Genomic DNA, 23,442 nt, shown 5'->3' on the forward strand with positions numbered 1-23,442 from the left:
GACGCGTCTTGTCCCTGCGGATGCGTCTTGCGTACGGATGCGTCTTGCGTACGCGGGCATCTTCCGTACGGGGACGTCGTACACGGAGGAGTCGTACCGGAGGAAGGGCAGGACCAGGGTGTTGACAGCGGGGCTCCTGCGAGCCGCGGCTCGCCGCTCACGCACTGAGCGGCGTGCGGTCGCCGTCCCCTCGGACGGTGACCGCACGCCGCTCTGGATGCCCTGCACGTACCGCGTCGTCACGGCACCGGTCCCTCCCCTCGTGGGGACCGGTACCCATCGGCGCGGACGGCGTCGGCCCGCGTCGTGAGGACGCGGATCGGAGCGAGTCAGGGTCTGCGACCCTCACCACCACTTCGTGACTCCGGCGGAAACCAGCCAGGAAGCCGCAGCGCCATGAGTCGCCTCTCCGGGCGCCGAGCTGGTGGCCTGCCCTGACGCCGCGTGGTGGGTTCGCTACTGCCGAGATCCTGCCAGTTCTCGGCATCCGTGAGGAGCTTCCGGTGCCGTCCGGACGACGTAGCCGCAGGTCAGCCGTATAAAGTGAGTTTTCCGGTCCGGATGTCCAGGTGCGGCGGAAGTAAGGGGTGGAGGCCTTGAGTTCCGATTCGGAGGCACGCACGGCCTTCGCGGAACGTCTCGCGCTGCTGTACCAGGAGGCCGGTAACCCGCCCCTCAAGCGCGTGGCCGAAGCGGTCGTCCAGTTGCAGCGCGTCGACGAGCGCGGGCGGCCCGTGCGGGTCTCCGCGCAGCGGATCAGCGACTGGCGGCGCGCCAACAACGTGCCCGCCCAGTTCGCCGCGCTCGCCGCCGTACTGCACGTCCTCATCCCCGAGGCCAGGCGCAAGCGGTCCGCCCCGGTGGCCACGGGGCTGTACGACCTCGCCCAGTGGCAGCGGCTGTGGGAGCGCGCCGTCTCCGATCCCGCCGCCGGTGACACCGCTGTCGCCGCTCCCAGCGTCTGCCCCTACCGCGGGCTCGCCTCCTACCGGTCGCAGGACGCCCAGTGGTTCTTCGGACGCGACCGGAGCACGGACGCACTCGTCGCGCAGCTCCGTACGGCGGAGAGGACCGGTGGCCTCGTCGTGCTCGTCGGCGCGTCGGGCGCGGGCAAGTCGTCCCTCCTCAGCGCCGGTCTCGTGCCCGCGCTGCGGAACGGCGCGCTCGGCGCCGTCAGCTCTCCCCGCGCCCCGAGCACTCCCAGTTCCTTCAGCTCTCCCAACGCCCCGAGCACTCCCAACGCCCCGAGCGCCCCCAGCACCCCGAGCGCCCCCAGCACCCCGAGCGCTCCCAACGCCTCCAGCTCTCCCAGTGCCCCGAGTGCCCCAAGTGCTCCCAGCACCCCCAACCATGAGGACATTCCGGGCGGAGAAGGACCCCACCGTGCCGTAGCGCAGCTCGTCCCAGGCAGCACCCCTCTCGCCGAGCTCACCCGCCGAATACCCGAACTCACCGCCCTCACCGCAGGCAACGCACGCACCGCAGGCACCGCACCCCCCGGCACCCCCGAGCACCTCCGCGCCGTACACGAATCCATCACCGCCTGGGCGAAGCGCGAGGCGTCCCCCGACGCCCAGGCGGTCATCATCGTCGACCAGTTCGAAGAGGCCTTCACCCTCTGCTCCGACGAAGCCGACCGGCGCGCCTTCGTGCAGTTGCTGCACGCCGCGGCAACAAAACCCGGCTCCGGCGACCGCGCCCCCGCCCTCGTCGTCCTCGGGATACGCGCCGACTTCTACGAGGAGTGCCTCAGGTACCCCGAGCTGGCCGACGCCCTCCAGCACCGGCACATGGTGCTCGGGCCGCTGACCACCACGGAGCTGCGCAACGCGGTGACCGGCCCCGCCAAGGCCGTGGGGCTCGAACTGGAGCCGGGCCTCGCGGAGCTGATCGTCCGGGAAGTGAGCACCGACGGGCCCCGCGGGGCGCACGACGCGGGGGTGTTGCCCCTGCTCTCGCACGCCCTGCTCGCCACCTGGCAGCGGCGCAAGGCCGGGCGGCTCACCCTGGCCGGCTACCGGGCGGCGGGCGGCATCCAGGGGGCGGTCGCGGCCACCGCCGAGCGGGCCTGGTGCGGTCTCGACCCGGCGGCGCGCACGGCCGCGCGGGCGCTGCTGCTGCGCCTCGTCAGGCTCGGCGAGGACACTCAGGCCACCCGCAGGCGGGGGGCCCGGCGCCAGTTGGCCGAGGAGTCGACGGACCCGGACAAGACGGAGGAGTCGCTGGAGGCGCTGGTGCGCGCCCGGCTCGTCACGCTCGACGCGGACACCGTGGAGATCACGCACGAGGCGCTCCTGCACGCCTGGCCCCGGCTGCGCGACTGGATCGACGAGGACCGCAACGACAACCTCCTGCGCCAGCGCCTGGAGGAGGACGGCAGGGCCTGGGAGGACTCCGGGCGCGACGCCGCCCTGCTCTACCGGGGTTCCCGTCTGGAACAGGCGCGCACCTGGGCGGAGTCCGCCGACACCACGTTCCTGACGCGGGGCGCGGCGGAGTTCCTCGCGGCGTCGGCCGGGCTCCGCAGGCGCATGCGCTGGATCAGCCGGGGCGCGGTGGCGGCCCTGGTGGCCCTGGCGATGGTGGCCGTGGTGTCGGCGGTCGTCGCCTCGCAGCAGCGCAACGACGCGGTGTCCGAGCGCAACGACGCGGTGTTCGCCCAGGTCGCCACCGAGGCCGACCGCGCCCAGGACTCCGACTCCTCGCTGTCCGCCCGGCTCGGCCTGGTCGCGCACCGGCTGCGGCCGCACGACGAGGGCACGAAGAACCGTCTGATCTCCATCGTGAACGCGCCGCTTGCCACGCCCCTGCTCGGGCACACCGGCGCCGTCTACCTGACCTCGTTCAGCCCGGACGGACGGCTCCTCGCCACCGCGAGCTACGACCGGACCGTACGCCTGTGGGACGTGTCGGACGCGGCCAGGCCCGAGCCCCTCGGCGAGCCCCTCACGGGCCACCGGAGCTGGGTGAGCACCGCGGTCTTCAGCCCGGACGGCGACACCCTCGCCAGCGCGTCGGACGACGGCACGATCAGGATGTGGGACGTGCGGGACCCCCGGCACCCCCGCCCGCTCGGGACGCCGGTCCCCGGCCGCGGTGGCACCATCTACCTGCTCGCCTTCAGCCCTGACGGGCGCACCCTCGCCTCCGCCCACGACGACCGCGAGGTCCGGGTGTGGAACGTGGCGGACCGGGCGCGCCCGAAGCCGCTCGCGACGCTGGGCGGACACACCGCCGCCGTGCGCTCCGTGGCGTTCAGCCCCGACGGCGGGACCCTGGCCGCGGGGGGCGACGACGGCACGATCAGGATGTGGCGTACGGACGGTCCGGCACCGCGGACAGCCGAGCGCCGGTCCGCGCCCCGCCGCCCCACCCCCCTCGGAAAGGTCCTCACCGGCCACACCGGCACGGTGCACTCCGTCGCGTTCAGCCCCGACGGCCGCACCCTCGCGAGCGGCGGCGTGGACCGCACCATCCGGCTCTGGGACGTCGCGGAGCCGCGCCGCGCGAAGGCACTCGGCGCGCCGCTCACCGGACACACCGGACCGCTGTGGTCGGTGGCGTTCAACCCTGGGGGCGACATGCTCGCGGCCGGGAGCGCGGACAGCACCGCGAGCCTGTGGAACGTCAGCGACCCGGCGCACCCCTCACAGGTCGGCGAGCCGCTCGCGGGCGGTCGTGGCGAGATGTACGCCATCGGCTTCAGCCCCGACGGGCGGACCCTCGCCACCGGGAACGGCGACAACAAGGTCCGCCTGTGGTCGCTCCCCGAGGGGGACATGATCGGCACCGACGGCGCCTTCCGGCCCGACGGCGAGGTGCTCGCCACGGCCGCCCGCGACCACCGGATCAGGCTGTGGAACGTGCAGCGCCCCAACCGCCCGCGGGCGCTCGGCACCCCGTTCCGGCCGGGCGAGGGCGACGTGCGGGCGCTGCTGTTCTCCCCCGACGGGCGCACGCTGGCGGTGCTCATCGGCAACCGGGCGGTGCAGCTCTGGAACGTCTCCGACCCGGCCCGGCCGGTCCCCTACGGGCCGCCCGTCCAGCTGCGGACGCGGTTCGCGGCGGCGCTGGCCTTCAGCCCCGACGGGCGCACCCTGGCGACTCCCTACGACGACCGCACCATCGCGCTGTGGAACGTCCGGGACCCCGCCCGCCCCCGCAGGCTCGGTGCGCCCCTCACCGGCCACAAGGGGTACGTCAACTCCTTCGCCTTCGGCTCCGACGGGCGGACGCTGGCCAGCGGCAGCGCGGACGGCACCGTACGGCTGTGGAACGTGCAGGACCCGAGCCGGGCGGGTGGGCTCGGCGAGCCGCTCACCGGTCACCTCGGCCCCATCAACACGCTCACCTACGGTCCCGACGGCCGCACCCTTGCCACGGGCAGCGACGACGGCACGGTCCGGCTCTGGGACCTGTCCGACCCCCTCGCGGCGGACCGCCTGGTCGCGTCCCTGAAGGGACACACCGACGCGATCGTGTCGCTGACGTTCAGCGAGGACGGGCGCACCCTGGCGAGCGGCAGCAACGACAACACGGTCCGGCTCTGGGACGTCGCCCACCCCGTCAAGGCCTCCCCCATCGGCCAGTCGATGAGCCCGAACGCCAGGACCGGCGGTTTCCTGTCGTTCAATCCGCAAAGTCACATGCTCGGAGTGTCCAGCGGCAGCGATACCGTCCGGCTCTGGAACTTGAACACCGAAGCGGCGATCCGCCGCATTTGCTCGACGACCCGCGGCGTTCTGACACGGGCGGAATGGCGGGAATACCTGCCCCGCCTCCCGTACGCGCCGCCGTGTGCCGAATGACGGTCCCGGACGCCGCTCACGCTGCGTGATCCCGGTCACAAATCGCCAACTCCGGGCTGTTGACTCCCCTAGCGCGAACAGGCTTGTTACGGTTGGGTACAGCCCGATCGCTGGTGCATCCCCCGTCGCCAGCGATCGGGTTCTTCTCTGCTCACGCCGTCCGGCGGTCAGCACCATTGCACTCCTTGCAATGGACCATTTCGCAGTGCACTCTTTCCGCCGCCGCACCCGGCCGCCCACCTGCCGAAAAAGACCGTTTCCCCGTACACGGAAACTTCCGCGGGCACTTTCCGCAGCCCGCGTCGTAAGGTGAAAGCCGCCGAACGACCGAACGGGTGGACATCGATGACTGAGGCGTACGAGCGGACCGCGGACCAGGCAGGGAACAGGACGCGGGCCGTCCGGTCGAACCTGCGCCACCAGTGGGAGAAGGACCGCGCCCGCGCTTCCCGCGAGGAGCGCGCGGACACGGGAGCCACCGAGCACGACACCGGCCTGGAGACGGAGGACCTCGTCTTCCACGCCTCGTACCGCGAGACCAAGGCGGACGAGGACCTCGCCGCGGCCTTCGGCGTGGACGAGGGCACCGCGCTGGTGGAACGCTCCTACCGGACGCGGTACGCCGCCGAGACGACGCCGCTGACCCTGGTCACCTCGTATCTCGTCCGCGATGTCGTCGCCGCCAACCCCGACCTCCTGGACGACGCGAACGAGCCGTGGCCCGGCGGCACCCAGAACCAGCTGCACACGCTCGGCATCGAGGTCGACCGCTTCGAGGAGCACGTCACGGCCCGCCCGCCGACCCCCGCGGAAGCGTCAGAACTGGGACTCCCGCCTGGCATGCCGGTCCTCGTCCTGCGCAAGCTCGCGTACGACACCGCCGACCGCGTCGTCGAACTGTCCGACATCAAGCTGCCGGGCGACCGCATGGAGCTGGTGTTCACCACCCGCCTGGACAGGTGGTGAACACGTGCGTGCCCCGCGCCGGCGCGTCGTCGTCGTCACCGCCGTGCACGGCCCGTCCGCCCGCTTCCTGCCGGACGCGTACGCCTCGCTCCGCGCCCAGGAACTCCCCGGGGACTGGGAGTGGCACTGGCTGATCCGGGAGGACGGCGAGGGCGACCAGGTCGCGCCCCGGGTGCCGGACGACGCGCGGGTGACCTTCCTCCAGGGGCGCGCGGGCGGCCCGGGCATGGCCCGCACCATGGCGCTCGCCCACGCCGACGGCGAGTACGTGAAGGTCCTGGACGCCGACGACCGGCTCACGCCCGGGGCGCTCGCCCGCGACCTCGCGGCGCTCGAAGCCGACAGCGCCATCGGCTGGGCGACCTCGCGCGCCCTCGACCTGCTGCCCGACGGGACCACGGCGGGTTTCCCCGGCGACCCCGAGCACGGCCCGATCGAGCGCGGTGCCGTCCTTGCGTCCTGGAAGGCGAACGGCTTCCGTGCCCCGGTCCACCCGGCGACGCTCTTCGTCCGCCGTGATCTCCTCGTGGGCCTCGGGGGCTGGATGGCGCTGCCCGCGTCGGAGGACACCGGCCTCCTCCTCGCCCTCGGCTCGGTGGCCCGCGGCTGGTTCACGTCCGAGGCCGGGTTGCTCTACCGCAAGTGGGAGGGCCAGGTCACGGGTCAGCCCGCGCACACCGACACCGTGGAGCGGGACGCGAGGATGGCGGTGGTGGAGGCGCGGGCGCGGGCGCTCTCGCGCTTCGGGTGGCGCTACCCGGAGCCCGCGGCCGCCGTCGACGCCGCCTGAGCCACCCGTCGGTACCGCTCCCGAGCCCCCCGGTACCGCACCCGCGCCACCCTCCGGTCCCTCAGTCGAGTACGTCGGCGTCCACGCGCGAGAAGATCAGGTCGCTCTCCTCGCGCACGGGCCCGCGCCACCGGACGGGGCCGCTCCCGGCGTGCCGGACGGCTGCCGGATAGCTGCCCGGCGCGTAGTCGTTGAGCAGGCGGTACGGGTGGAATCCGTGCGCGCGCATCGTCGCCAGGAGTTCGTCGGCCGAGTCGCCGAGCCGGGCCATCCGGTCGGGGGTGACCTCCACGGCGATCTCGGCGTCGGGGCGCAGCCGGTCGAGGACCGGGGCCAGGCCCCGTACGACGCTTCCCTCCGCGCCCTCGACGTCCACCTTGATCACCCGGGCGCGCGCGATCTCGTCCGGTTCCAGGAGCTCGGGCAGGGGCAGCGCCTCGGTCTCGAAGCGGGACGCCACCGGCCCTTCCCACGGTACGACGCTGTTGGCGCCCATGTTGTGGGCGCTGGCGAGGACGAAGGTGAGCTTCCTGCGGGTGTCCGAGACGGCGGCGTTCACCGCGCGGATGTTGTCGCAGCCGTTCAGGTCGCGGTGGACCAGCACGTGCCGGTGGAACTCCGGCGAGGCCTCGATGGCGACCACGCGGCCCTCGTCACCGACCAGTCGGGCCCCGAGGACGCTCAGGTAGCCGATGTTCGCGCCGACGTCCACGAACACGTCGCCCGGGCGCAGCCGCCCCTGGAGCCAGCGCGTCAGATGCGGCTCCCAGACCCCGAAGAGGTAGACGTAGCGCTGGATGAGGTCCTGGGTGTCGACGGCGAACCTGGCCCCGAAGAGCGACTCGACCACCCGGCGGCGCGGGTGGTCCCGCAGCCAGGGGTTGAGGTGGCGGGTGGCGAGCCAGGCCTTGCCGAAGGTGCCGGGGGCGTCACGCACGTACCGCCGTCCGAGAGTGGCAAGGCCCTCCCCGAGTTCCGCCACCGCGCTCCTCATCCCGCACTCGCCTCTCCGCCCCGCTCCGCACGCACCCGGACCCGGCGCCCGGCTTCAGCCGGTGGCCGCGGTCACGGCCGTCCGGTCCTTGTCGAACGGCAGGTCCAGCATACGAATCGCGTTTCCACGCAGCAGCTTGTAGGCCACGTCCTCGGGCAGGTGGCCCACGTGGTCGGCCGCCACCTCCTTGGTGTGCGGCCAGGTGGAGTCGACATGGGGGTAGTCGGTCTCGAAGGTCGCGTTGTCGACGCCCACGGTCTCGATCGACTCGATGCCGTGCTTGTCGCGGAAGAAGCAGCAGAAGATCTGCCGGTAGTAGTACGTCGACGGCGGCTCCGGGACCAGGTCCTTGACCCCGCCCCACGCGCGGTGCTCCTCCCAGACGTCGTCGGCGCGCTCCAGGGCGTACGGGATCCAGCCCATCTGCCCCTCGCTGTAGGCGAGTTTGAGGCGGGGGAACTTCACGAGCACCCCGGAGAAGAGGAAGTCCATCATCGAGGCCATCGCGTTGTTGAACGACAGCGAGGCCTGCACGGCGGGGGGTGCGTCCGGTGAGGCGGCCGGCATCTGCGACGACGAGCCGATGTGCATGTTCACGACGGTGCCCGTCTCCTCGCAGGCCGCGAAGAACGGGTCCCAGTGGCCGGAGTGGATCGAGGGCAAGCCCAGGTGGGTCGGGATCTCGCTGAAGGTGACGGCGCGGACGCCGCGGGCGGCGTTCCGCCGGATCTCCCCGACCGCCAACGGCACGTCCCACAGCGGAATGAGGCACAGCGGGATCAGCCGCCCGCCGCTGTCCCCGCACCACTCCTCGACCATCCAGTCGTTGTACGCGCGCACACACGCGAGCCCCACCTCCTTGTCCTTGGCCTCGGCGAAGGTCTGGCCGCAGAAGCGGGGGAAGGTCGGGAAGCAGAGCGAGGCCTCGACGTGGTTCATGTCCATGTCCGCGAGCCGGGCCCCGGGGTCCCAGCAGCCGCGCCGCATCTGCTCGCGGGTGATGCCGTCGAGGGTCATCTCGTCCCGCGAGAAGCCGACGGCGGCGATGATGCGTTTGTACGGGAAGATCTCGTCCTCGTACCGCCACCAGTCCGTCACCTGCCCCTCGGGGTCGGTGGTGAAGCGGTACTTGCCGCCGATGTACGCGAGGTCGCCGATCCCGGCGGTGAAGGGTTTGGGGCCCCGGTCGCGGTACTTGGCGGGGAGCCACGTATCGAAGAGGTGCGCGGGCTCGATGACGTGGTCGTCGACGCTGATGACCTTGGGGATGTCCCTGGTGCCACTCTCCATGCCGCTCACACCGAACCCCTCACCACCGGCCGGCCGCACCGGCCCGCATCCGAGACTGCGTCTGACTGCGTCTGACGGCGCCCGACTGTATCTGACGACCCATCAGATGGAGGTTATGGGCCTCCGGCCACGACGGCAAGCGATTGCGGGGGAGGGGCGGGGCCCTTGCGGGATCGGCGAACCAGACGATCTGGCTCGGTGGGGCCGGGTGGTGCGTGCGGAACGCGGCGGCTTCGGCGGCGCAGGCCGCCGGTATGGGGCGGGTCCACGACGGTGGGATCGAGCGCGCCGTGGCGGCGTACGAGGCGGCCCTCAAGGCCTCACGGGTCGCCGCGGCGGAGAGGGTGGGGTGGATGCGGCCCGGCGAGGACCGTACGCCGGTGGACACCGGCGTACGGAGCACGGAGTTGCTGCACATGCTGCACCTGTGACCCGAGCCATCCCGAGACCCGCTTTGCCGAGCCGTCCTGCCGCGCCGCCTCAGCCCCCCTAGGACCTTCCTCCAGGAACCTTGCACCTGCCATGGCAATACCTCCCAAGAGTTGTATATGCCAGGCACAGACCCCTACGGTGACGCACATGCAGTCCTATACGATCGGGCAGGCCGCGCGGCTCCTGGGTGTCAGTCCGGATACCGCGCGGCGGTGGGCCGACGCGGGGCGTGTTGCCACGCATCGGGACGAGAGCGGGCGGCGTCTCATCGAGGGGCGGGCCCTGGCCGCCTTCTCCGTCGAGGTCGGCCAGGGCGGCGCCGGTGAGGAGGATGCCTCGTACACCTCGGCCCGCAACGCGTTCCCGGGCATCGTCACCGCCGTGAAGCTCGGCGACGTGGCCGCGCAGGTCGAGATCCAGGCGGGACCCCACCGCCTCGTCTCCCTGCTCACCCGGGAGGCCGTCGAGGAGCTCGGCCTCGAGGTCGGCATGCGGGCCACCGCCCGCGTGAAGTCGACCAGCGTGCACATCGACCGCGCCTGACCCGGTGCGGCGCGCGCCCGCCCCCGAACCCGTACACCGGCTTCCCGCGTCCCAAGGAGTTCCGCCGTGCCGCAGACGTCCACCCGCCGCCGCCTCGCCGCCGCCCTCGTCACCGCCGCCGTCCTCGTACCGCTCGCCGCCTGCGGCAACGACGACGGCGGCGACAGCGGCGACAGCGGCGACAGCGGTAGGAAGGACGGCGGGAAGGCCACGCTGACCGTCCTCGCCGCCGCCTCCCTCACCGACGTCTTCAGGACCGCGGGCGCCGCGTACGAGAAGGAGCACCCCGGCACCGAGGTGAAGTTCTCCTTCGAGGGGTCGCAGGAGCTCGCCGCGAAGGTCCGCCAGGGCGCCCCCGCCGACGCCCTGGTCACCGCCGACACCAAGACCATGGACGGGCTGCGGGACGACACCGGTACGCCCGTGGTGATCGCCAGGAACCGGCTCGTCATCGCCACCGGCAAGGGCAACCCGGAGGGCGTGAGGACGCTGAAGGACCTCTCCAGGAGCGGCCTCAAGGTCGTGCTCGCCGCCCCCGAGGTGCCCGTGGGGCGGTACAGCAAGCAGGTCCTCGACGCCCAGAAGGTCGACGTCGAGCCGGTTTCGCAGGAGCCGAACGTACGCGCCGTGCTCAGCAAGGTAGAACTCGGCGAGGCGGACGCGGGCATCGTCTACAAGACCGACGTCACCGCCGCCGACGGCAAGGCCGAGGGCGTCGACATCCCCGACGCGCAGAACGCCCTCGCCTCCTACCCGGCAGCGACCCTCAGGACGAGCGAGCACTCCGGGGCGGCCGCCGACTTCGTCAAGTGGCTGAGCGGCCCCGCCGCGCAGAAGCTCCTGCGGGACGCGGGCTTCCAGAAGGCATAGTTTCCGCGATGAGAAGCCTGCGCGCCCGGAGCCCCGGGAGAACCCGCACCCCCGTGGCCCTGGCCGTGCCCGCACTGCTCGCGGTCGCGTTCCTGCTGCTGCCGCTCGTCGGCATCCTGTCCCGCACCCGCTGGGGCGACCTCGGCACCCATCTGACGAGCCCCGGCGTCACCGAGGCCCTGAAGCTCTCGCTGTACGTGTCCTTCTGGGCGCTCGGCCTGTCCCTGGTCCTCGGGGTGCCGCTGGCCTGGGTCCTCGCCCGCGTCGACTTCCCCGGCAAGGTCCTCGTACGGTCCCTCGTCCTGCTGCCCATGGTGCTTCCGCCCACCGTCGGCGGTGTCGCGCTGCTGCTCGGGTTCGGGCGGCGCGGGCTGCTCGGGCCGTGGCTCGAGGACACCTTCGGGATCGTGCTGCCCTTCCACACCTCCGGCGCCGTCCTCGCCGCGTCCTTCGTGGCCATGCCGTTCCTGGTGATCAGCCTGGAGGGCGCACTCGCCGGGCTGCGGCCCTCGTACGAGGAGACCGCCGCGTCCCTCGGAGCGTCACCGGTACGGGTGTTCCTCACCGTCACCCTGCCGATGGTCGCGCCCGGGCTCGCCGCCGGAGCCGCCCTCACCTGGGCGCGGGCCCTCGGCGAGTTCGGGGCCACCATCACCTTCGCGGGCAACCTGCCGGGCACCACGCAGACGCTGCCGCTCCAGGTGTACCTGCTCCTCCAGGACCAGCCCGAGGCCGCGACCTCCGTGTCCCTGCTGCTCCTCGTCATCGCCATGGCCGTCCTCATCGCGCTGCGCGGTCGCTGGACCGGGGGCGCCACCGGGCGTACGGGGCGCACGGCCCGCACCCGCGGCAGCCGACCGGCAGGCCGGAGCCCGGACCCGAGCCCAGCCCCGGGCCCCGAAACCGCCGACACGGCCGCGGACCCCGCCCCCGAACCGACCCCCTCCGAACCGGCCCCCTCCGAACCGGTCCCCTCCGACGCCCCGCCCGAGCGCTGGCCCCTGCACGCGGACGTGAGCGGCTTCAACCGGCTCACCCTGGACGCCGGCCCCGGCACCACCATCGCCGTCGTCGGACCCAACGGCGCGGGCAAGACCACCCTGCTGCGGGCCCTGCTCGGCCTCACCCCACGGGCTCACGCCACCCTGCGCCTCGGCGACACGGACGTCACCGCGCTGCCCCCGCACCGGCGTGGCGTCGCCTGGGTCCCGCAGGACGGCGCGCTCTTCCCGCACCTCAGCGCCCTGTCCAACACGGCCTACGGACTGCGCGTCCAGGGCGTCCCGCGCGCCGCCGCCCGCCGCACCGCGCAGGCCTGGCTCGACCGGCTCGGCGTCGGCCACCTCGCGCACCGCAGGCCGGGACAGCTCTCCGGCGGCCAGGCGCAACGCGTCGCCCTGGCCCGCGCGCTGGCCCCGAGCCCCCGCCTCCTGCTCCTCGACGAACCCCTCGCCGCCCTCGACCAGACCACCCGCGCCCATGTCCGGCACACCCTGCGCGGCCATCTGTCGGGCTTCGGCGGGGTCTGTCTGATCGTCACCCACGACCCGGTGGAGGCCGTCTCGCTCGCCGACCGCGTGCTCGTCCTCGAGGACGGCCGCACCCTCCAGGACGCACCGCCCGCCGAGGTCACCCGCCACCCCCGCTCCCCCTGGGTGGCCCGCATGCTGGGCCGCAACGCCCTGGCGGGCACCACCGCCGCGGACGGCACCCTGCGCCTCGCCGACGGCGGGCACCTCGTCGTCGCCGAACCGCTCGGCACGGGCACACGAGCGCTCGCGATCATCGCCCCGGAGGCGGTGTCGCTGCACCGGACCCGCCCGGAGGGCAGCCCCCGCAACGTCTGGCCGGGCACGGTCCGCGAGATCACCGCGGTCGGCAGCCGGTTGCGCGTCCTGGTCGTCGTCGACGAGGGCCCCGACCTCGTCGCGGAGATCACCCCGCAGGCCGCGGCCGAACTCGCCATCGCCGACGGCACCCCCGTCCACGTCGGCATCAAGGCCACCGAGGTCACGCTCGTCACCACCTGATCCCGGGCCCCCGCCACGGCTGTCACCGCCACGGCTGTCACTTCAGGAAGTCCGAGCACACGTGCGTCCCCGGCCTGCCCTCCCGCGGGCGCACCGTCACCCGGATGTCGTCGGTCTCCGCCGTGCCGGCGCGGTCGGCCACGGCGCGTGCCCGCGCGATGCTGCACACGAGCTGACCCTTCAGGTTCCTGTCCCCCACCGAGGAGTCGTCGAGTTCGAACTGTGGGACGCGGACGGTGACCGCGCCGTCGCCGTCGACGTCGGCCTCGTACCCGGTCTCGTAGTCGCCGTCCCCCACCAGGGAGGTCAGCCCGGCGGCCCGCTCCGCCGCCGTCGGACCGCTGCCGAGCAGTTTGATGACGCCTGCCGGGTCGGTGACCTTGTACGCGGGCAGGTCGGGCCGCGAGACGGCTTCCAGCCGGCCCGTCTGCGAGACGAAGTACAGGCGGAGCCCCTTCGTCAGGCCGCTCGCCGCCGTACCGCCGTCCAGGACACCGGTGGGGCGCACCCCGCAGCCGGACAGGAGCACGGCGGCGAGGACCGCGGGGATAACCCGGCGGCTGGTGGCGCGGACCGCGGGGAGCGTCCCGCGGCTGGTGGCGCGGACCGCGGGGAGCGTCCCGCGGGCAGGGTGCGACGCTCTCATCGGGTCCCCTCGTCGACGTGCCGCCACGGCAGCCGCAGCGTGAACACCGCGCCGCCGCCCGGCCTGTTGGCCGCCTCGATGGTGCCGCCGTGCAGCCGGGCGTTCTCCAGGGCGATGGCGGTGCCGAGCCCGCTGCCCTCCGAGCGGGCGCGTGCGGTGTCCGCCTTGTAGAAGCGGTCGAAGACATGGGTGAGGGCCTCGGGTGGCAGGCCGGGGCCGTGGTCGGCGACCTCGACCGTGATCCAGTCGCCCGCCGGGTCGGCGGCCAGGGTCAGGGTGACGGGTGCGGCGCCGTGGCGCAGCGCGTTGCCGACGAGGTTGGCGACGATCACGTCGACGCGGCGCCGGTCGACCAGGGCCCGTACGCCGTCCGGGAGTGCGGTGCGCACGCGGTCGGTGAGGGCCCGCAGGGAGAGGGTGGCGCGGACGGCCTCGGCGAGGTCGGTGGCGGTGAGGTTGAGCCGGGCCGCGCCCGAGTCGAAGCGGGACATCTCCATCAGGTCGTCCACGAGCCGGGCGAGCCTGGCCGTCTCGGCGCTGACCGTGCGCGCGGCGCGCGCGGCGTCCGGGGGCAGCGCGCCCGCGTCCTCGTCGAGGACGGTGGCGACCATCGTCATCGCGGTCAGCGGGGTGCGCAGCTCGTGCGAGACGTCGGCGACGAAGCGCTTCGCCCGTGCGTCCTGCTCGCGCAGCTCGGCGACGGAGGCCTGGAGTGCGTCCGCCGTCTCGTTGAAGTCCCGCGCCAGGTCGCCGAGTTCGTCCCGGCCGCGCACCCGGACCCGGGAGCTGAGGTCACCGGCGGCGTGCCGCCGCGTCGCCCGTCCCAGTTCGCGTACGGGACGCAGCACCGTACCGGCGGCGAGGAGCGCGAGGACGGCGGCGAGCAGCACCACGGGCACGATGCCGTCGCGCACCGCGTCGAGCACCCCGGCGGTGTCCTCGCTCTCGGCGCGCAGCGAGGTGACGGCGTAGACGTCGAGGCCGGAGGGCGCCGCGCCGTCGAAGGTGACGGGCGTGCCGACGACCAGGCAGGGCCTGCCGTGCCGGTCCACCCGCTGGAAGCTCATGCGGTTGCGGGTGCGCACCGCCTCCCGCAGCGCGGGGGTGATCCACGAGCGGCCGGCGGAGGTGTCGGAGGACGCGGTGCGCGAGCGGTAGGTGGCGACGACGACCGTGTCCTCGCCGCCGAGCCCGTCCGCGACGATGCCCGCGAAGCGCGTGAGGGCGACCTCGTCCGCGGGCACGTCGAAGTCCGCGGCGGCCTGCTCCACCCGGTTCCTGAAGTCCGAGCGCACCGCGTCCTGCTTGCGCTGGAGCACGGCGGTACGGGACTCGCGGTAGGCGAGCGCGGTCGCGGTGACGGCGCTGACCAGGGCGACGAGCACGAAGGCGACGACGAGCCGGGTGCGCAGGCCGCCGAGGCCGCGCGGGCGTGCACGGGGCATGTTCACACCGGCCCGAAGCGGTACCCGAAGCCCCGTACCGTCTGGATGTAGCGCGGTCGCGCCGGTACGTCCTCGATCTTGGCGCGGAGCCTGCCGACCGCCGCGTCCACCAGCCGGGAGTCGCCGAGGAAGCCCTGCTCCCACACCGACCGCAGGAGCTGTTCGCGGCTGAAGACATGGGCGGGGGACGCGGACAGTTCGAGCAGCAGGCGCAGTTCGGTGGGCGGCAGGGCGATCGGGACGCCGCGCTTGTTGACGGTGAGGCCCGCCCGGTCGATGACCAGGCCCGCGTGGTCCTCGCCGCGGGCCGAGCGCACCGGTTCGGCCCGCCGCAGCGCCGCCCGGATCCTGGCCTCCAGGACGGGCGCGGTCACCGGCTTGACCACGTAGTCGTCGGCGCCCGCCTCCAGGCCCCGCACGATGTCGCCGTCGTCGCCGCGCGCGGTCAGCATGATCACCGGCAGGGCCGATCCGGCGGCGCGCAGCCTGCGGCAGACCTCGAAGCCGTCGATGCCGGGCAGCATCAGGTCGAGCACGGCGAGTTCCACGCCCGCGCCCGCGGCGGAGTCGAGCAGCGCGAGGGCGTGCTCCCCGGAGGCGGCCGTGTCGACGTCGTAGCCGTGCCTGCGCAGCACCAGTTCCATGCCGTCGCGCACGGACACGTCGTCCTCGATCAGCAGCACATGGGCCATGGCGCCGATTATGCGCGAGGGTTTGCCCTGTTCAGAGACGTGCGGGGAGATGCGGGGAGATATCGGGGGCCGTCTCGCCAATTGTTACGCGCTCATCATGCGGCCATGGAGCAGTCACCATGTGGGAGGCCGACGGTGATCCGCATGAGCGATCTGCGCATGAGTGACCACACCCCGTCCCGCGGCGCCCGCGGGGGCGCCGCACGGCTCCGCCTCGCCGCGGCCGTCGCCGCTCCCCTGCTCGCGTTCTCCGTGGCGTGCGGCGGCGGGGACGACTCCGGTTCGGGCGGGGACGGCAAGGGCGACGACGTGGCGTCCGTACCCGAGGAGCCGACCGCGAAGGGCAGCGGCGGCACGGCGGGTGCCGACGGTGCCGGGAAGGACTCGTCGGGCGCCGCCGCCGGGGGCAAGAGCGCCTTCTACGACGCGCAGTTGACGTACGTGCGCTGCATGCGGACCAAGGCGGGGGTGAAGGACTTCCCCGATCCGCGCCTGAGCGGCTATCTGGACTGGCCCAAGATCGACGAGGTCGTCGACCCGAAGGGCGGCGGCGAGGAGTACAAGGGCGGCAAGGACGGCGTCTGCTTCCCGGAGATGGAGAAGGCCCTGAACCTGGAGCCGAAGCGCGACGCGCAGAAGGACTACGAGTCCATGCTCGCGCACGCCAAGTGCATGCGCGAGAACGGCGTGTCCAAGTTCACCAACCCCACGATGTCCGGCGGCAACGTCATCCCCGGCGGCGACCCGAGCCCCGGCGACCCGGCGCTCGACCCGTCGTCGCCCGCCTACAAGCAGGCCCGCGAGGCGTGCCGCAGCAAGCTGCTCGAAGGCCTGGACGGGATGCAGTAGATGAGGCGCCGTACTGGTTTCCTCCTCGGCGGCGCCACGGCGGCCGTCGTCGCGCTCGGCGTCTGCGCCCTCGCGTACGGCGGGGGCGGCGAAGGCGCGCGGGACGGCCGCGGCGAGCTGCCGCCCGCCACCGCCACCATCGCGCGGACCGACCTCGTGCAGTCCAGGACGGTCGACGGGAAGCTCGACTTCGCGCGGCGCCGCCCGGTGAAGTCGGCGGTGCCCGGCACGGTGACGGTCGCGGCCCGGCAGGGCGCCACGGTCGCCCGCGGCCAGGCGCTCTACGAACTGGACGACAAGCCCGTCACCCTGCTCTACGGCCCCGTGCCCGCGTTTCGCGAGATGAAGGTCGGCGACCGCGGCAGCGACGTCCTGGAACTGGAGCGCAACCTCGTCGCGCTCGGCTTCGGCAGGGGCCTGTACGTCGACCCGCGCTTCGACCGGGCCACGGAGGCCGCCGTCGAGCGGTGGCAGAGGTCCCTGAACCGGACGCCGACCGGCAGGGTCGGCAAGGGCCACGTCGTCTTCCAGCCCGCGCGGGTCACCGTCGTGCGCGCGGACGCGGCGCTCGCCGACCAGGTGGGCCCGGACACCGCCGTCCTCACGGTGGCCTCGACGCGGCCCGTCGTACGCGCCGAACTCGACCAGGCCGACGCCTCGCTGACCGCGCGGGGCACCAAGGTCGAGGTGACCCTGCCCGACGGCACGACCCGGCGGGGCCGGGTCACGGGGACGGTGCGCCCCGAGGACGAGGAGGGCTCGCAGGCCCCGGCGGGGGACGGCATCACGGTCGAGGTGGACCTGCACGGCGGGGCCGCCGCGGTGTCCGGTGGGAACGCCGCGGCCACGGCGAGCGTGCGGTTCGTCAGCGAGAGCCGCGAGGACGTGCTCGCGGTGCCGGTGGAGGCGGTCGTCGCGCTGCGCGGCACGGACGGCGGCTACGGCTTGCAGCTCGTCGAGGAGGGCGGGTCCCGGATGGTGCGGGTGCGGACGGGGATGACGGCCGACGGCCACATCGAGGTGAGCGGTCCGCGGATCCGGGCGGGGATGAAGGTCGGGGTGGCGAAGGAATGACGCTCCCCGCGCCCGCCAGGGGCCCCGGGGCCCCCGTCCCCGTCGTCGAGCTGCGGGACGTCACCAAGTCGTACGCCGGGGGCGTGCACGCCCTGCGCGGGGTGAGCCTCACCGTGGGTGCGGGTGAGCTCCTCGCGATCGTCGGGCCCTCCGGGTCGGGGAAGTCGACGGTGCTCAACGTCATCGGCACGCTCGACGCGCCCACGACGGGAACGGTCCGCGTGGCCGGGTACGACGTGGGGCGGATGCCGGACGCCCGGCTCTCCGCGCTGCGCGCACGCCACATCGGCTTCGTGTTCCAGCACTTCCACCTGGCGGCGGGCCGCGACGCCCTGGACAACGTCGCGGACGGCCTCCTGTACGCGGGCGTCCCCCGCAGGGAGCGCGGGGCCCGTGCCCGCGCCGCCCTGGAGCGGGTCCGCCTCGGCCACCGCGTCGGCCACCGGCCCGCCGAGCTGTCCGGCGGCGAGAAGCAGCGCGTCGCCATCGCCCGCGCGCTGGTCGGCGAGCCGGACCTGCTCCTTGCCGACGAGCCGACCGGCGCCCTGGACACGGCGTCCGGCGAGGTCGTCATGGAACTGCTCCGCGAGCTGAACGCGGCGGGCACCACGGTCTGCGTGATCACCCACGACACCGAGATCGCGGACGCGCTGCCGCGGCGGGTGCGCTTCAGGGACGGCCGGATCGCGTCCGACTCCGGTACGCAGGCGGAGCCCCGTACGCGGTCGCAGAGCCCTACGCGGGAGGGGAGTGCGCGATGAGCGGCAGGAGCAGCACACGCCTGGAGCCCGCCAGGCTCTCGCCCCGCGACCTGCTCGGGCTGGGCGCGGTCGGGCTGCGCGCCCGCCGGGCCCGGGTCGTCCTGTCCGCGCTCGGGATCGCCATCGGGATCGCCACGATGGTGGCCGTGGTGGGCCTGTCGCAGTCGAGCAAGGCGGACCTGATGGCCCGGCTCGACCGCCTCGGCACCAACCTCCTGACCGTGGAGGCGGGCCAGGACCCGCTGGGCGGGAGCCTGAAGCTGCCGAAGTCGGCGGTGGCGATGGTCGAGCGCATCGGCCCCGTGCGGCACGCGACGGCGACGGGCAACGTGGACGCGAAGGTACGGCGCAGCGACGTGGTGCCCGAGGAGCGGACGGCGGGCGTCACCACCCAGGCGGCCCGCACGGACCTGCTCGCGGCCCTCGGCGCCCGGGTGGCCGAGGGGACCTGGCTCGACAGGGCCAACGAGCACCTGCCGGTCACGGTCCTCGGCTCGATCGCCGCACAGCGGCTCGGCGTCACCGGGCCCGGCGAGAAGATCATGTTGGACGACGAGTACGTCGTCGTGGTCGGCATCCTCGCGCCCGTGGAGCTGGTGCCCACCCTGGACCGGGTGGCGATGGTCGGCTTCCCCGCGGCCCGGACGTACTTCGGCTTCGACGGCCACCCCTCGATGGTCTTCGAGCGGTCCGCGGACGCCGCCGTCGAGGACGTCCGCGCCGTGCTCGCCCGCACGGTGAGCCCCGGCGCCGAGGGCTCGGTGAAGGTCTCGAGACCCTCGGACGCGCTCGCGGCGAAGGCGGCGACCGACAAGGGCCTGACCTCCCTGATGCTCGGGCTCGGCGCGGTGGCGCTCCTGGTCGGCGGTGTCGGCGTGGCCAACACCATGGTCGTCTCGGTCCTGGAGCGCCGCCAGGAGATCGGCCTGCGCCGCGCCATCGGCGCGACCAGGAACGCGGTCCGGGTGCAGTTCCTGACGGAGTCGCTGCTGCTGTCGGCGCTCGGCGGCGCGGCGGGGGCCGTGCTCGGCGCGGCGGCGACGTTCGGCTTCGCCCTCGCCCAGGGCTGGACCGCCGTGGTCCCGCCCTGGTCCGTGGCCGCCGGCTTCGCGGCGACGCTGCTCATCGGCGTCCTCGCGGGCCTCTACCCGGCGGCGCGGGCCGCGCGGCTGCACCCCACGGTGGCCCTGAACGCCACCTGACGTACGGCTCTTGCGGGGGTGCTCTCCCACAGCGGCACCCTCGCAAGGCGTCTATGGCTCACGTCACACGGGTTCGGCGATCAGTTCCGGCGGCCCCGGTGGTCTTCCGTACGTCGAGGCCGCCGGGGCCGAGACCGTGAGAACGGGAGGGTGTCGAGATGTCCACTGCCGCTGTGAAGGGTCCCGCCAGCTACTTTCCTTCGATCGAGAAGAAGTACGGGCGTCCCGTCGCGGAGTGGGAGGCGCTCATCCGGGCGTCGGAGCTGAGCAAGCACATGGAGCTCGTGGCCTGGCTGAAGTCCGAGCACGGCCTGGGCCACGGGCACGCCAACGCCCTGGTCGCCCACACCTTGTCCGGCGGCTCCAAGACGTCCGGCCAGTAGGACCCCCCGCCCCCTCGGCCGGAGCGCGGTGGGCGCACCCGCTCTTTCGGCGCACGGGAACCAGGACCCGCCCTCGCCCGACCAACTGTCCGCGTCACGACGGGCGTTGCCGAGGAGCGAGGAGGGCCGGACATGGACCGCAGAGGGGTGCTGAGGTCGGCTGCCGCCGCGGGTGCGGGCGGTGCGGCAGTTTCATGGGGCACGGGGGTGGCGCGGGCGCACGCGCAGCCGGGGTCCCGGGAGCGCACGCGCGGGCGGCCGCTGCGGGTGCACATCGTCGTCTTCGACGGCGTCGAGGAGCTGGACTTCGCCGGCCCCCTGGAGGTCTTCGGCGCCGCGCGCACGGTGGGGCAGCGGGTCGAGACGAAGCTGGTCACCAGCGGCGGTCCGGGCGGCTGCACCGGCCGCTTCGGTACGCGGGTGACCGGCGCCGCCGCCTGGGACCCCCGCTCGGCCGACGTCCTCGTGGTGCCGGGCGGCGGCTTCGGGGACAGGAACGGCCCGGGCGTCTGGGCGGAGATCGCCGCGGGCCGCCTGACCCGGGCCCTGCGGGAGGCGGCCCGCCCCGGCCTCACCCTGCTCGGTGTCTGCACGGGTGTGGTGGTGCTGCACGCGGCCGGTGTCGTCGGCGGCCGCCCGTGCACCACGCACCACCGCGCGAAGGACCACCTGCGCGCACAGGGCGCCGACGTGCGCGACGCCCGCGTGGTCGACGACGGGGACCTGGTGTGCGCGGGCGGGGTGAGTTCCGGGATCGACGGCGCCCTGTGGGTCCTGGAGCGGGCGCTCGGCCCCGAGCCGGCCGGCCGGGTCGAGGCCCTCATGGAGTTCGAGCGGCGGGGGACCGTGCTGCGCACCCGCATCTGACGCGGGCGGAGGCGGTTCTCACACCTGACGCGGGCGAAGTCGGTACCCGCGCCTGACGCGGGCGAAGTCGGCGCCGGGTGTGATCGTCGTACGCGCGCAGTTCCGTGAGCGCTCCCGCGGTGTCACCATGCGGAGTCCAGGTGCACCCGGCACGGACCCGACGCGGTGGGCGGGACGGTGCGGCACGGGCGCGGAGGGGGAGGCGTGGATGGCTGAGGTGTTCTTGCGACGGCTGACCCGGTGGCAGGCCGAGCAGCAGCGGGAGGCGATGGCGCACCTGTACGTGACGTGCCACGAGCCGGAGGGCGGGGGCCGCGAGGCGTTCCTCGAGCGGTTCGAACGGCATGTGCAGGAGTCGGACTTCGACATGGTGACCGCCAACTCGGGTTCCGTGCTCGCCGGTTGCCTGTACGGCTTCAGGCCCGAGCGGGGCGGCGCGCTCGCGGACGCCTTCCGCGACCTGCTGCCCGCCGACCTGGTCGTCCCCGCCGGGTCGGGGCGGTTGTTCGTCCTCACGGAGCTGATGGTGCTTCCGGAGTACCGCCGCGGGGGCGTCGCCACCCGCCTGCGGGACCTCCTGCTGTCCCGGCACACCGACGACGTCGTCACCGCCGCGGTACCGCCGGGCACGAAGTCCGCGCACGAGGTGCTGCGGGCATGGTCCTACACGAAGCTGGGCGAGTTCCCGACGCCGCCGAGGGAGGCATGGCTGCGGCCGCGCTCCGGCTGAGGGCGCGGCTCGGTTGTCCACAGGTCCGAAAGCCCCGTCGGCGGCTCGGCTCCGGTTGCAGGCACTATGGGGCCATGAGTGAGACGGGTAAGCAGCCGCACGCAGGACCGGAGCGGACCGAAGGATCGATGCCCGACTGGGAGAAGCGCTTCCGTGCCCCGCGCGTCTCCCTGCCGGACTGGGCGGAGGACGCCCCGGACCGTTCCCTGTTCGTGTCGAACGCCACGGGGACGTACGAGCTGTACGCGTGGGACCGCGCGACGGGCGAGCAGCGCCAGGTCACGGACCGGCCGAACGGCACGACGGACGGCGTGCTGTCCCCGGACGGCCGCTGGATCTGGTGGTTCGATGACACCGACGGCGACGAGTTCGGCGTCTGGCTGCGCCAGCCCTTCGACGGCAGCGGCACGGACGAGCCCGCGGTCCCGGGGCTCGCCCCCTCGTACCCGGCGGGCCTCGCCATCGGCCGCGACGGGCGCACGGTGGCGGTGGGCCGGTCCACCGACGAGGACGGTTCGACGATCCACGTCGTGCGCGCGGACGCGGCCCCCGGGGAGGCACCCGCCGAGATCTACCGCCACCGCGAGTCCGCCGGCGTCGGCGACCTGTCGCACGACGGCACCCTGATCGCCGTCGAGCACACCGAGCACGGCGACGCGATGCACGCCGCGCTGCGCGTCCTGCGCACCGACGGCTCGACGGTCGCCGACCTCGACGACAGCAAGGGCGGCACCGTCGACCTGGGCCTTGAGGTGCTCGGCTTCGCCCCGGTGGACGGCGACACCCGCCTCCTGGTGGGCCACCAGCGCCGCGGCCGCTGGGAGCCGATGGTGTGGGACGTGGCCACGGGCGAGGAGAGCGACCTGGCGCTCGACCTGCCGGGCGACGTCTCCGCCGAGTGGTATCCGGACGGCTCCGCGCTGCTCGTCGCGCACGGCTTCGAGGCCCGCGGCGACCTGTGGCGGTACGACTTCGCCACCCGCGAGCTGACCCCCGTACCGACCCCGCGCGGCTCCGTCTCCGGCGCCACCGCCCGCCCCGACGGCACCGTGGAGTACATGTGGTCGTCGGCCGCCGAGCCGCCGGTCCTGCGCTCCACCTCCGGCCAGGTCGTCCTCGACCCGCCCGGCATGAAGGCGCCCCGCTCGGTGCCGGTCGAGGACGTGTGGGTCGAGGGTCCCGGCGGCCGCATCCACGCCCTCGTGCAGAAGCCCGTGGGGTCGAGGGGACCGCTGCCCACCGTGTTCGAGGTGCACGGCGGCCCGACCTGGCACGACAGCGACGCCTTCACGGCGGGACCCGCCGCCTGGGTCGACCACGGGTACGCCGTGGTCCGGGTCAACTACCGCGGCTCCACCGGGTACGGCCGGGAGTGGACGGACGCCCTCAAGCACCGCGTCGGCCTCATCGAGCTGGAGGACATCGCGGCCGTGCGCGAGTGGGCCGTGTCGTCGGGCCTCGCCGACCCGGCCCGCCTCGTCCTGTCCGGCGGCTCCTGGGGCGGCTACCTCACGCTCCTCGGCCTCGGCACCCAGCCCGACGCCTGGGCCCTCGGTCTGTCCGCCGTGCCCGTCGCGGACTACGTGACGGCGTACCACGACGAGATGGAGGCCCTCAAGGCCCTCGACCGCACCCTCTTCGGGGGTACGCCCGAAGAGGTCCCCGAGCGCTTCGCGGCCTCGTCCCCGCTGACGTACGTGGACGCCGTGAAGGCCCCGCTCTACATCTCCGCCGGGGTGAACGACCCGCGCTGCCCGATCCGGCAGGTCGAGAACTACGTGGACCGGCTCGCGGCGCGGGGCGCCGTGCACGAGGTGTACCGCTACGAGGCGGGGCACGGGTCACTGGTCGTGGACGAGCGGATCAAGCAGGTGGGCCTGGAGCTCGACTTCGCGCGGCGGCATCTGGGGTAGGTCCTCGCGGGGGCGCCCCGGTCCCGCCCCTTTCCCGTGACCAAGGGGCTCCGCCCCCTGGACCCCCGGTCCTCAAACGCCGGACGGGCTGAAAATCAGCCCCACCGGCGTGTGCGGAGCGGGGTCCGGGGCGCCCCCCGCGAGGGCCCCTCGCGTC

Annotated in this window: 20 protein-coding genes; 15 read left to right on the forward strand and 5 right to left on the reverse strand. The window is 73.8% G+C overall.

Annotated features, from left to right (window positions below; all coding sequences use genetic code 11):
- Nucleotides 1-587: 587 nt before the first annotated feature.
- The 3 genes from ACH4DX_RS26810 to ACH4DX_RS26820 all read left to right on the forward strand — a co-directional run bounded on the left by ACH4DX_RS26810 (nt 588) and on the right by ACH4DX_RS26820 (nt 6,564).
- A complete protein-coding gene (locus ACH4DX_RS26810) occupies nt 588-4,808 on the forward strand; it encodes a hypothetical protein (RefSeq protein ID WP_398157063.1) in 4,221 nt (1,406 codons plus the stop codon).
- Between the two features lie 345 nt (nt 4,809-5,153).
- On the forward strand, nt 5,154-5,774 hold the full coding sequence (locus tag ACH4DX_RS26815) for a UTRA domain-containing protein (RefSeq protein WP_398119914.1): 621 nt from the start codon (nt 5,154-5,156) through the stop codon (nt 5,772-5,774).
- 4 nt (nt 5,775-5,778) lie between these two features.
- Nucleotides 5,779-6,564: a glycosyltransferase family 2 protein gene (locus tag ACH4DX_RS26820; RefSeq protein WP_398157064.1), complete on the forward strand. Its 786-nt coding sequence runs from the start codon at nt 5,779-5,781 to the stop codon at nt 6,562-6,564.
- A 61-nt stretch (nt 6,565-6,625) separates the two neighbouring features.
- Here ACH4DX_RS26820 and ACH4DX_RS26825 read toward each other — a convergent pair whose 3' ends face one another.
- Together ACH4DX_RS26825 and ACH4DX_RS26830 are read right to left on the reverse strand one after the other, a co-directional pair.
- Entirely contained in the window at nt 6,626-7,558 is a 933-nt protein-coding gene (locus ACH4DX_RS26825) for an FkbM family methyltransferase (RefSeq protein ID WP_398157065.1), read from the reverse strand.
- A 54-nt stretch (nt 7,559-7,612) separates the two neighbouring features.
- Entirely contained in the window at nt 7,613-8,848 is a 1,236-nt protein-coding gene (locus ACH4DX_RS26830; RefSeq protein ID WP_398157272.1) for an amidohydrolase family protein, read from the reverse strand.
- Between the two features lie 215 nt (nt 8,849-9,063).
- Between ACH4DX_RS26830 and ACH4DX_RS26835 the strand changes: the two genes are divergently transcribed.
- The 4 genes from ACH4DX_RS26835 (at nt 9,064) to ACH4DX_RS26850 (ending at nt 12,723) form a co-directional block, all read left to right on the forward strand.
- The gene (locus tag ACH4DX_RS26835) at nt 9,064-9,279 is read left to right on the forward strand and encodes a hypothetical protein (RefSeq protein WP_398157066.1); all 216 of its coding nucleotides are present in this window, start codon (nt 9,064-9,066) and stop codon (nt 9,277-9,279) included.
- A 148-nt stretch (nt 9,280-9,427) separates the two neighbouring features.
- Nucleotides 9,428-9,823, forward strand: a complete 396-nt coding sequence (locus tag ACH4DX_RS26840; RefSeq protein ID WP_398119895.1) for a molybdopterin-binding protein — start codon at nt 9,428-9,430, stop codon at nt 9,821-9,823.
- Nucleotides 9,824-9,889: 66 nt separating this feature from the next.
- Nucleotides 9,890-10,693 carry a molybdate ABC transporter substrate-binding protein gene (gene modA / locus ACH4DX_RS26845; RefSeq protein WP_398157067.1) on the forward strand — a complete coding sequence of 268 codons (804 nt, stop codon included), beginning with the start codon at nt 9,890-9,892 and terminating at the stop codon, nt 10,691-10,693.
- An 8-nt stretch (nt 10,694-10,701) separates the two neighbouring features.
- Nucleotides 10,702-12,723 (forward strand): ABC transporter permease, encoded by a 2,022-nt coding sequence (locus ACH4DX_RS26850; protein ID WP_398157068.1) that lies wholly within the window; start codon nt 10,702-10,704, stop codon nt 12,721-12,723.
- A 37-nt stretch (nt 12,724-12,760) separates the two neighbouring features.
- Here the strand turns inward: ACH4DX_RS26850 and ACH4DX_RS26855 are convergent, their stop codons facing one another.
- From ACH4DX_RS26855 to ACH4DX_RS26865, 3 genes are read right to left on the reverse strand one after another with little or no spacing between them, the layout of a single operon-like run.
- Nucleotides 12,761-13,369: a hypothetical protein gene (locus ACH4DX_RS26855; protein WP_398157069.1), complete on the reverse strand. Its 609-nt coding sequence runs from the start codon at nt 13,367-13,369 to the stop codon at nt 12,761-12,763.
- Nucleotides 13,366-14,814, reverse strand: a complete 1,449-nt coding sequence (locus ACH4DX_RS26860) for an ATP-binding protein (protein ID WP_398157070.1) — start codon at nt 14,812-14,814, stop codon at nt 13,366-13,368. The genes ACH4DX_RS26855 and ACH4DX_RS26860 overlap by 4 nt, the downstream gene beginning before the upstream one ends.
- Before the next feature lie 2 nt (nt 14,815-14,816).
- Entirely contained in the window at nt 14,817-15,506 is a 690-nt protein-coding gene (locus ACH4DX_RS26865) for a response regulator transcription factor (protein ID WP_398157071.1), read from the reverse strand.
- A 144-nt stretch (nt 15,507-15,650) separates the two neighbouring features.
- Here ACH4DX_RS26865 and ACH4DX_RS26870 point away from each other — a divergent pair, with 144 nt between their 5' ends.
- The 8 genes from ACH4DX_RS26870 (at nt 15,651) to ACH4DX_RS26905 (ending at nt 23,285) form a co-directional block, all read left to right on the forward strand.
- A complete protein-coding gene (locus ACH4DX_RS26870; RefSeq protein ID WP_398157072.1) occupies nt 15,651-16,355 on the forward strand; it encodes a hypothetical protein in 705 nt (234 codons plus the stop codon).
- Nucleotides 16,356-17,429 carry a peptidoglycan-binding protein gene (locus ACH4DX_RS26875; RefSeq protein WP_398157073.1) on the forward strand — a complete coding sequence of 358 codons (1,074 nt, stop codon included), beginning with the start codon at nt 16,356-16,358 and terminating at the stop codon, nt 17,427-17,429.
- Nucleotides 17,426-18,190, forward strand: coding sequence for an ABC transporter ATP-binding protein (locus tag ACH4DX_RS26880; RefSeq protein WP_398157074.1), 765 nt, complete (start codon nt 17,426-17,428; stop codon nt 18,188-18,190). Before ACH4DX_RS26875 ends, ACH4DX_RS26880 begins: the two co-directional genes overlap by 4 nt.
- The gene (locus ACH4DX_RS26885) at nt 18,187-19,392 is read left to right on the forward strand and encodes an ABC transporter permease (protein WP_398119877.1); all 1,206 of its coding nucleotides are present in this window, start codon (nt 18,187-18,189) and stop codon (nt 19,390-19,392) included. Before ACH4DX_RS26880 ends, ACH4DX_RS26885 begins: the two co-directional genes overlap by 4 nt.
- A gap of 158 nt (nt 19,393-19,550) precedes the next feature.
- A complete protein-coding gene (locus ACH4DX_RS26890; protein ID WP_398119875.1) occupies nt 19,551-19,775 on the forward strand; it encodes a DUF4287 domain-containing protein in 225 nt (74 codons plus the stop codon).
- 207 nt (nt 19,776-19,982) lie between these two features.
- Nucleotides 19,983-20,642, forward strand: coding sequence for a DJ-1/PfpI family protein (locus tag ACH4DX_RS26895; protein ID WP_398157075.1), 660 nt, complete (start codon nt 19,983-19,985; stop codon nt 20,640-20,642).
- 208 nt (nt 20,643-20,850) lie between these two features.
- The gene (locus ACH4DX_RS26900) at nt 20,851-21,372 is read left to right on the forward strand and encodes a hypothetical protein (protein WP_398157076.1); all 522 of its coding nucleotides are present in this window, start codon (nt 20,851-20,853) and stop codon (nt 21,370-21,372) included.
- 74 nt (nt 21,373-21,446) lie between these two features.
- A complete protein-coding gene (locus ACH4DX_RS26905; protein WP_398157077.1) occupies nt 21,447-23,285 on the forward strand; it encodes a prolyl oligopeptidase family serine peptidase in 1,839 nt (612 codons plus the stop codon).
- The last annotated feature ends 157 nt before the right edge of the window (nt 23,286-23,442 follow it).

The organism is Streptomyces sp. NPDC017940, assembly GCF_044328435.1.
GTDB lineage: Bacteria > Actinomycetota > Actinomycetes > Streptomycetales > Streptomycetaceae > Streptomyces.

What these genes read in the sequence shown, in the direction of transcription:
- ACH4DX_RS26815 (WP_398119914.1), top strand. Translation starts at nt 5,154, where the DNA reads ATGACTGAGGCGTACGAGCGGACCGCGGACCAGGCAGGGAACAGGACG.
- ACH4DX_RS26825 (WP_398157065.1), bottom strand. Translation starts at nt 7,558, where the DNA reads ATGAGGAGCGCGGTGGCGGAACTCGGGGAGGGCCTTGCCACTCTCGGA.
- ACH4DX_RS26830 (WP_398157272.1), bottom strand. Translation starts at nt 8,848, where the DNA reads ATGGAGAGTGGCACCAGGGACATCCCCAAGGTCATCAGCGTCGACGAC.
- ACH4DX_RS26840 (WP_398119895.1), top strand. Translation starts at nt 9,428, where the DNA reads ATGCAGTCCTATACGATCGGGCAGGCCGCGCGGCTCCTGGGTGTCAGT.
- ACH4DX_RS26850 (WP_398157068.1), top strand. Translation starts at nt 10,702, where the DNA reads ATGAGAAGCCTGCGCGCCCGGAGCCCCGGGAGAACCCGCACCCCCGTG.
- ACH4DX_RS26855 (WP_398157069.1), bottom strand. Translation starts at nt 13,369, where the DNA reads ATGAGAGCGTCGCACCCTGCCCGCGGGACGCTCCCCGCGGTCCGCGCC.
- ACH4DX_RS26860 (WP_398157070.1), bottom strand. Translation starts at nt 14,814, where the DNA reads ATGCCCCGTGCACGCCCGCGCGGCCTCGGCGGCCTGCGCACCCGGCTC.
- ACH4DX_RS26865 (WP_398157071.1), bottom strand. Translation starts at nt 15,506, where the DNA reads ATGGCCCATGTGCTGCTGATCGAGGACGACGTGTCCGTGCGCGACGGC.
- ACH4DX_RS26870 (WP_398157072.1), top strand. Translation starts at nt 15,651, where the DNA reads ATGAGCGATCTGCGCATGAGTGACCACACCCCGTCCCGCGGCGCCCGC.
- ACH4DX_RS26875 (WP_398157073.1), top strand. Translation starts at nt 16,356, where the DNA reads ATGAGGCGCCGTACTGGTTTCCTCCTCGGCGGCGCCACGGCGGCCGTC.
- ACH4DX_RS26880 (WP_398157074.1), top strand. Translation starts at nt 17,426, where the DNA reads ATGACGCTCCCCGCGCCCGCCAGGGGCCCCGGGGCCCCCGTCCCCGTC.
- ACH4DX_RS26885 (WP_398119877.1), top strand. Translation starts at nt 18,187, where the DNA reads ATGAGCGGCAGGAGCAGCACACGCCTGGAGCCCGCCAGGCTCTCGCCC.
- ACH4DX_RS26890 (WP_398119875.1), top strand. Translation starts at nt 19,551, where the DNA reads ATGTCCACTGCCGCTGTGAAGGGTCCCGCCAGCTACTTTCCTTCGATC.
- ACH4DX_RS26900 (WP_398157076.1), top strand. Translation starts at nt 20,851, where the DNA reads ATGGCTGAGGTGTTCTTGCGACGGCTGACCCGGTGGCAGGCCGAGCAG.
- ACH4DX_RS26905 (WP_398157077.1), top strand. Translation starts at nt 21,447, where the DNA reads ATGAGTGAGACGGGTAAGCAGCCGCACGCAGGACCGGAGCGGACCGAA.